General features: G+C 72.9%; 4 protein-coding genes and 1 pseudogene. 4 read left to right on the forward strand and 1 reads right to left on the reverse strand.

What is annotated here, in order from left to right; all coding sequences use genetic code 11:
* Window positions 1–294: 294 nt before the first annotated feature.
* Together CCN51_RS44580 and CCN51_RS44585 are read left to right on the forward strand one after the other, a co-directional pair.
* Window positions 295–1,656, forward strand: a pseudogene (locus CCN51_RS44580) (MFS transporter); the annotation flags it as partial.
* Between the two features lie 449 nt (window positions 1,657–2,105).
* The gene (locus tag CCN51_RS44585) at window positions 2,106–3,302 is read left to right on the forward strand and encodes an acyl-CoA dehydrogenase family protein (protein WP_014180828.1); all 1,197 of its coding nucleotides are present in this window, start codon (window positions 2,106–2,108) and stop codon (window positions 3,300–3,302) included.
* Between the two features lie 10 nt (window positions 3,303–3,312).
* Here CCN51_RS44585 and CCN51_RS44590 read toward each other — a convergent pair whose 3' ends face one another.
* Window positions 3,313–3,744: a cell division protein SepF gene (locus tag CCN51_RS44590; RefSeq protein WP_014180829.1), complete on the reverse strand. Its 432-nt coding sequence runs from the start codon at window positions 3,742–3,744 to the stop codon at window positions 3,313–3,315.
* Between the two features lie 236 nt (window positions 3,745–3,980).
* Between CCN51_RS44590 and CCN51_RS44595 the strand changes: the two genes are divergently transcribed.
* A complete protein-coding gene (locus CCN51_RS44595; RefSeq protein WP_078610702.1) occupies window positions 3,981–5,201 on the forward strand; it encodes a DUF5685 family protein in 1,221 nt (406 codons plus the stop codon).
* Window positions 5,202–5,690: 489 nt separating this feature from the next.
* Window positions 5,691–7,634: an FAD/NAD(P)-binding protein gene (locus CCN51_RS44600; RefSeq protein WP_014180831.1), complete on the forward strand. Its 1,944-nt coding sequence runs from the start codon at window positions 5,691–5,693 to the stop codon at window positions 7,632–7,634.
* The last annotated feature ends 77 nt before the right edge of the window (window positions 7,635–7,711 follow it).

A 7,711-nucleotide genomic window follows, 5' to 3' on the forward strand; every position in this document is an offset into this window, starting at 1 on the left:
GCGCGGGGGAAAAACGGGAGGGACAAATGGGGGACACCGGAACGTACGCCTTCGTTCACCCCTGCGATGTGGATCTCAACATGGGATGGGCCACACGACCCGCGTGACGACTCGCGTACGCTGACCATTCACTCGCCCTCGCCGCCGGGTCGCCGGACGTCCTCAGCCTGCGACGTCCCGCCCCCGAGGGGCCGCGAGCGCACGACAGGGAGGTGCGGTTTATGTCCGGGACGACCACGGCCGGCAATCGACGGACGACGGGCGTTCCCCGGCAGTGGCGCGGCACCGACGCNNCTGCTGTGGATCGTCGACGCGTACCCGCTGGTCTGCGCCTCCCTGCTGATCCTGTTCGGCACGCTCGGCGACCGGGTCGGCCGCCGCCGGGTGCTGCTGCTCGGCTACGGCCTCTTCGGCGTGGCCTCCGCCCTCGCCGCCGAGGCCGGCAACCCGAAGGTCCTCATCGTGGCCCGCGCCCTGCTGGGCGTCGGCGGCGCGATGATCATGCCCGCGACGCTGTCGATCCTGCGCCAGGTCTTCCCGGACCGCCGTGAGCGCGCCCTGGCCATCGGCGTCTGGAGCGCGGTGGCCGCCGTGGGCGCGGCCGTCGGGCCGCTGCTCGGGGGCTTTCTGCTGGAGCACTTCTGGTGGGGCTCGGTCTTCCTCATCAACATCCCGCTGATGGCGGTCGCCCTGCCCGTCGGCCGCTGGCTGCTGCCGGAGTCCACCGGCGACCGCGACGGCCCCTGGGACGTGCTGGGCGCGATCATGGCCGCCTGCGGGCTGTTCTGTGTGGTCTTCGGCGTCAAGCGGGTGGGCAGCGGCGCGGCCCTGCTGGATCCCCTCACCGCCGCGCCGACGCTGTTCGGCGTGGTCCTGCTGGTGCTCTTCGTACGCCGGCAGCGCCGCCGCAAGCATCCGCTGGTCGATCTGCGGCTGTTCACCCGGCCCGCGTTCAGCATCTCCGTCGGCTGTATCGTGCTCGCCCTGCTGGCGCTCGTCGGCCTGGAGCTCATAGCCGCCCAGTATCTGCAGCTCGTCCTCGGCCTCACGCCGCTCGAGACGGGCATGCGGCTGCTGCCGCTCACCCTCGCCGCCATGGCCGCCGGGCTCGCCGGGTCCCGGATGCTGCAGCGGCTCGGCCCCCGCGCCATGGTCGCCTTCGGCTTCTCGCTCACCGCGGCGGCCGTCCTCTCGCTGGTCGTCATGGGCCAGTCCGACCGGCCCGCGGTCCTGGTCGGCGCCTTCCTCTTCCTCGGCTTCGGCCTGGAGACCACGCTCTTCGGCGCGTACGAATCGATGCTCAACGAGTCGTCGGTCAAGTCCGCGGGCGGCGCGGCCGCGATCGGCGAGACCTCGTACCAACTCGGCGCCGGTATCGGCATCGCCCTCCTGGGCAGCGTCATGAACGCCACCTACGCGCCCGGCGTCTCCCATGCCGCAGGCGTCCCGGAGTCCGCGAGCGAGGCCGCGAGCGCGTCGCTCGGCGCGGCCTACAAGGTCTCCGACCGGCTCGGCGGCTCGGAGGGCGAGGCGCTGCGCGCGGTGGCGCGCCAGTCCTTCGTCCACGGGCTGCATGTCACGCTGGTGGTCAGCGCGGGTCTGTTGCTGGTGGGGGCGCTGGCGGCGCTGCGGCTGCCGAAGTCGATGGAGTGCTCGCCCGACGAGGACGGTACGGACGCCGGGCACGGTACGGACGCCGGGCACGGGGCTGACACCGGGTGCGGTACGGACACCGGACGCGGTACGGATGCCGGGCATACGGCGAACGCCGACGCCGGGCATGATCTGGAGCCGGCCCCCGCCCCGGACACCGCCCGCGACGCGGCGCAGGACACGGGCACCGCGCGCGTGCCCCGCCCGAACCACCCCGACCGCGCCGACCGTGCGGCGGTCGGCGCGGAGACCTCCGGCTGACGGCGGTTCCCTCCGGCCCCCGCATCCGCGCCGCCGGGCGGCCGGGCGCGGTCTGGACGCCGGGGATTACCCGGCCGTAGCGTCGGATCCGACCGGAACGATCACCCGGCGGCACCGAGACCGCACCCCAACGCACCTCAACCCAGCGCAACGCAGCCGAACCGAACCGCACCGGAACCGGAGGCCGAACCATGTCCGAGGGCGCCCGCCGCAGCCTGCCGCCGTTCGACCCCGCCGACCCGCTCGGGATCGACGACCTGCTCGCCCCGGACGACCTCGCCGTCCGCACCACCGTCCGCCAGTGGGCCGCCACCCGCGTCCTGCCGCAAATCGCCGACTGGTACGAGCGCGGCGAGCTGCCCGGCATCCGCGAACTGGCCCGCGAGCTCGGCTCCCTCGGGGCGCTCGGCATGTCGCTGACGGGATACGGCTGTACGGGCGCGAGCGCCGTCCAGTACGGGCTGGCCTGCCTGGAGCTGGAGGCCGCCGACTCCGGAATCCGCTCCCTGGTGTCCGTACAGGGCTCCCTGGCCATGTACGCCATCCACCGCTTCGGCTCGGAGGAGCAGAAGGAGCGGTGGCTGCCCCCGATGGCCGCGGGCGAGATCATCGGCTGCTTCGGGCTGACCGAGCCCGACCATGGCTCGGATCCGGCCGCGATGCGCACCTACGCCAAGCGGGACGGCTCCGACTGGGTGCTCACCGGCCGCAAGATGTGGATCACCAATGGCTCGGTGGCCGGGGTCGCCGTGGTCTGGGCCCGTACGGACGAGGGGATCAGGGGATTCGTCGTGCCGACGGACAGCCCCGGCTTCTCGGCCCCCGAGATCCGGCACAAGTGGTCGCTGCGCGCCTCGGTGACCAGCGAGCTGGTGATGGACGAGGTGCGGCTGCCCGCCGACGCCGTGCTGCCGGAGGTCACCGGGTTGCGCGGACCGCTCAGCTGTCTGAGCCATGCCCGCTACGGCATCGTCTGGGGCTCGATGGGCGCGGCGCGGGCGTGTTTCGAGGCGGCGCTGGAGTACGCGGGGTCCCGCGAGCAGTTCGGCCGGCCCATCGGCGGCTTCCAGCTCACCCAGGCCAAGCTCGCCGATATGGCGGTCGAGCTGCACAAGGGCGTGCTGCTGGCCCATCACCTGGGAATGCGTATGGACGCCGGAACGCTCCGCCCCGAGCAGGTCAGCTTCGGCAAGCTCAACAATGTGCGGGAGGCGATCGAGATCTGCCGCACGGCCCGGACGATCCTGGGCGCCAACGGGATCTCCTTGGAGTACCCGGTGATGCGGCACGCGACGAATCTGGAATCGGTGCTCACCTATGAGGGCACCGTCGAAATGCACCAACTGGTGCTCGGCAAGGCGCTCACCGGACTGGACGCGTTCCGGTGAGCGGCCTTGCCTAGCTCTGGTTGAAGAAGCCGGTGGCGTGGTGTCTGCTGGCGCTGAGGACTTCGTAGTCCGGCGGCGTCAGAAGGAAGACACGGTTGGCCACGCGGTCAATAGAGCCGCGCAGTCCGAAGATCAGCCCGGCGGCGAAGTCGACGACGCGCTTGGCATCGGCGGGCTCCATGGTCGTCAGATTGACGATGACCGGCACGCCCTCCCGGAACATCTCGCCGATGCCGCGCGCGTCCCGGAAGCTCTCGGGGGTGACCGTGGCGATACGGGTGCCCTCGTCCCGCGCGGCCTGGTCGGCCACCCGCACCCGCGGGTCGGTCACCCAGGCGTCGCCGGGCTCGGGTCCCTCAGCGTAGTCGTCGTCGTAGTAGCGCTCGTCATCGCTGTCGTCGACGAGGCCAAGCCAAGCACTCGCCTTGCGCACCGATCCCATGGACGCCTCCTTTCACTGCCGCTCTCTGTACTGCACCTGCCCCCTCTATCGTCGTCCATGATGCGGAAGATGTGCCACGTGGATTGCGGCCGCACAGGGGATTCGTGACGGTACTGGTGCACAACGTATGGCGACGAATCAGAGTTCCTCCTGCTAGCAGGCCCTGACGAAGCGATGGGTAGACTCCGCCGTCCGGACGGGTGACGCCGGGGACGTATGGGTGAACGGGGAGAAAGTTGTTTGGCATTATCCGCCCTTGTCGGCACCGGCTGTCGGAAAACCTGCGCACCGAGTGGATGGCGCATCTGTGCGGGTTGTGCCTCGCGTTGCGCGGAGCCCGTGGCCAGTTCGCGCGGGTGGCCACCAATTACGACGGTCTGGTCGTCTCGGTGCTCGTGGAGGCCCAGTCGCGGCGTACGGAGGGATGGCGGCGCACCGCCGGGCCCTGTCCGCTGCGCGGAATGCGGAGCGCGCCGGTCGCCCAGGGCGAGGGCGCGCGGCTGGCGGCCACCGTCTCTCTGGTGCTGGCCTCGGCGAAGATACGCGACCATGTGGCGGACGGGGACGGGGCGTTGGCGCGCCGGCCGGTCGCCGTGGCCGCCCGCCGGGTCGCCGCCGGATGGGACCGGGCGGGCGCCCGCAGCGGTGCGGAGCTCGGCTTCGACACGGCGGTGCTGCTGGACGCGGTCGGCCGGCAGGAGGGGATAGAGCGGGCGGCGGGCCTCGGCACCCCGTTGCTGGCCGTCACCGAGCCGACCGAGACCGCGACCGCCGCGGCCTTCGGACACACCGCCGTACTGGCCGAGCGGCCCGCCAACCGGGCGCCGCTTGAGGAGGCGGGGCGGCTGTTCGGCCGGCTCGCGCATCTGCTGGACGCGGTGGAGGACCTGGCCGAGGACACCGCGGCCGGAGCCTGGAACCCGATCACGGCCACCGGTACGGACCTGGCCGAGGTGCGCAGGCTGTGCGACGACGCGGTGCACGGGGTGCGTCTCGCGCTGCGCGAGGCGGAGTTCGAGAACGGCAAGCTCGCCCATGTGCTGCTGGCGCATGAGCTGCGGCGCGCGGTGGACCGGGCGTTCGGCACCACGTCCTGCTCGCACGGGCCGTCCGCCGCGCATGCCCCGCACGCCGCGCAGGGTGCGCCGCCGCCGCAGTCGCCCTGGATCAACAACCCGTACGGGCCCGGCCCGGGCGGCCCCGGCGGCGCCCCGCCCGAGCCGCCGAACCGCAGGCGGCGCGGGCTGATAGCCGGCTGCGCGGTGTGGGCCGGGCTCTTCTGCACCTGTCAGGTGTGCTGTAAGAACCCGTACGACGATCCGTGGACCGGCGAGCCGCGCGAGGGCTGGTGCCATAAGTGCGATGACTGCAGCGACTGCTGTGACTGCTGCGATTGTGGCGATTGCTGTGGAAACTGCTGTAGCTGCGACTGCTGTGACTGCAGCTGCGATTGCTAGGCGGGGAGTTGGAAGCGCGAGGGGAGGGGGGAGAGCGCTGAAGCGTGGGTGAAGGCGCGTGCTGCGTGAACTACGTGAAATACGGGAACTGCGCGGCATACGGGAACTGCGTGGACTGCGCGGAACAGGGACGGCCGCGCCGAACCGGACAGCGGGCGGCGGGCAGGCGGAGCAGATGAGAAAGCCTCGGAACGCCTAGGTGGCGGAGGCGGCGGTCAGCTCGTACAGGAACCCGAACAGGACGCGGACCACACCCGACCGAAGTCGATGTGTCCGCGCGTGATCAGTCGCTGACGTGGCTGCATGGCCCAAGTGGAACAGTCTTGCGGTTCCGCGTCAACCGGCCGTGAGACGCGCCGCTCACAGTTCGGACAACCTTGACAACGGGTCGTGGGGACGGCTTAGCCTCGGCAACAGGCCGTGCTGAGGGGCGCGGCCGGGTGTGAAGGCCACTGGCGTGTTCGGTGACGAACCGACGGAGCCTTCCGCATGTCCGTGCGACCGGACCTTTCCTCCCGACCCCCTGCCCTGGTGATCGTCGGCGCGGGCCCCCGCGGCACCGGCCTCGTGGAGCGCATCGCCGCCAACGCCCCCGAGCTGTACGGCGAGGCCGCCCCGCTCGATCTGCACCTGGTCGATCCGCATCCGCCCGGCGGCGGCCGGATCTGGCGCCCGGACCAGTCCCCGCTGCTGTGGATGAACTCCATGGCCGAGGACGTCACCGTGTTCTCGGACGAGACTGTCGAGCAGGACGGCCCGGTCCGCCCCGGCCCTTCCCTCGCCGAGTGGGCCGAGCGCGCCCGCGCCGGGGCGCTCCCCGGCGGCCCCGTCCCCGAACTCTCCCCCGAGCTCTCCCCCGAACTCGCCGCTGAGGCCGCCGCGCTGACCGGCCGTGGCTTCGCCAGCCGACGGCTGCAGAGCGCGTATCTGGCCTGGGTGCACAAGCGCTCGGTGGCCGCCCTGCCGCCCGCCGTCACGGTCCACCGGCACCGCTGCCGCGCCGTGCGGATCACCGGCCCGCGCGACGGGGTGCAGCGGGTGTGGCTGGAGGGCCGGGCCACCCCGCTCGCCGCCGACGCCGTCGTGCTCGCCCTCGGCCACCTCGATGCCGAACCCGATCAGGAACAGCGGGCGCTGACCGCCTTCGCCGCCGAGCACGGACTCGACGGACCCGACGGACTCGTCTATCTGCCTCCCGAGTTCACCGCCGACAGCGACCTGACCCGGCTGCGCCCCGGCGAGCCGGTCATCGTGCGCGGCTTCGGGCTCGCCTTCGTGGACCTGATGGTCCTGCTCACCGAGGGGCGCGGCGGACGCTACGACGAGGGGGGCGACGGCGCCGGGGAGTTGACGTACCGGCCCTCCGGCCGCGAGCCCGTGCTCCACGTCGGCTCGCGGCGCGGCGTCCCGTACCGCTCCAAGATCGGCTACGACTGGCGGGGCGAACGCCCGCCGCTGCCCCGCTTCTTCGGACCGGCCCAGGTCGAGGAGTTGCTGCGGCGCCCCGGCCGGCCCGACTACCGCCGCGATATCTGGCCGCTGATCGCCAAGGAGCTCGGCTTCGCCCACTACCACCAGCTGTTCACGGCCCATTCCGACCGCACGGCCATGCCCTGGCCCGACTTCGAGGAGCGATACGCCGCCTGTCCGCCCGGCGGCCCCGAACTGCGCGCCCTGGCCGAGGCCGCCGTCCCCGACCCGGCGGACCGGCTCGACCTCGACGCCCTCGACCGGCCCCTGGCCGGGCGGCGGTTCGCGAGCCACGAGGCCCTGCAGCAGGGCCTGCGCGCGCATATCGAGGCCGACCTCGTCCGCCGCCACGACCCCGGCCACAGCCCCGACCTCGCGGTCTTCCTCGCCCTGCTGTCCGTATACGGCCAGCTGATGCGGCTCGGCGACATCGGCGGCCAATGGCACGGCTTCTTCAGCTACCTCGCCTCCGGCCCGCCCGGCCCCCGGCTGCGCCAACTGCTCGCGCTCTCCCGGGCCGGCGTGGTGCGCTTCCTCGGCCCGGAGGTGCGGGTGGTCGCCGACCCGCTGCGCAAGGTCTTCCGGGCGAGCGGTGCCGGGGTGGCGGGCCCGGCGGTGGAGGCCCGCGCGCTGGTCGAGGCCCGGCTGCCCGAGCCGACCGTGGCGCACACCCGCGACGCGCTGCTGCGCTCGCTGCACCGGGACGGCGCCGCCGTCACCCCCGCCGGGCTGCTCGCCGTCAGCCCCGACGACGGCCGGATCCTGGACCGGGCCGGCCGCCCCCACCCGCGCCGCTTCGCGCTCGGCCCGCACACCGACGCCCGCGGCTCCGGGGGCTTCGCCCGGCCCCGTACGAACGCGCCCGTCTTCCGCCAGAACGACGCGACGGCGCGCGCCCTGCTGTCGCTGCTCCGTTCCGTGCCCCCGCCCGCCCCGCTCACCGTCCGAGCCCAGGCCCGCTGAACCGTCGACCCCTCACCAGGAAGGCCCCTGACCATGGCCGAATCCCAGCCGCCTGCCGTGGCGCACCCCCGCGGGGC

This window comes from Streptomyces milbemycinicus (genome assembly GCF_002154605.1).
Classification (GTDB): Bacteria; Actinomycetota; Actinomycetes; order Streptomycetales; family Streptomycetaceae; genus Streptomyces; species Streptomyces milbemycinicus.

Bases quoted from the DNA above. Each gene is read 5' to 3' on its own strand.
- CCN51_RS44585 (WP_014180828.1), top strand. From the start codon at position 2,106: ATGTCCGAGGGCGCCCGCCGCAGCCTGCCGCCGTTCGACCCCGCCGAC.
- CCN51_RS44600 (WP_014180831.1), top strand. From the start codon at position 5,691: ATGTCCGTGCGACCGGACCTTTCCTCCCGACCCCCTGCCCTGGTGATC.
- CCN51_RS44590 (WP_014180829.1), bottom strand. From the start codon at position 3,744: ATGGGATCGGTGCGCAAGGCGAGTGCTTGGCTTGGCCTCGTCGACGAC.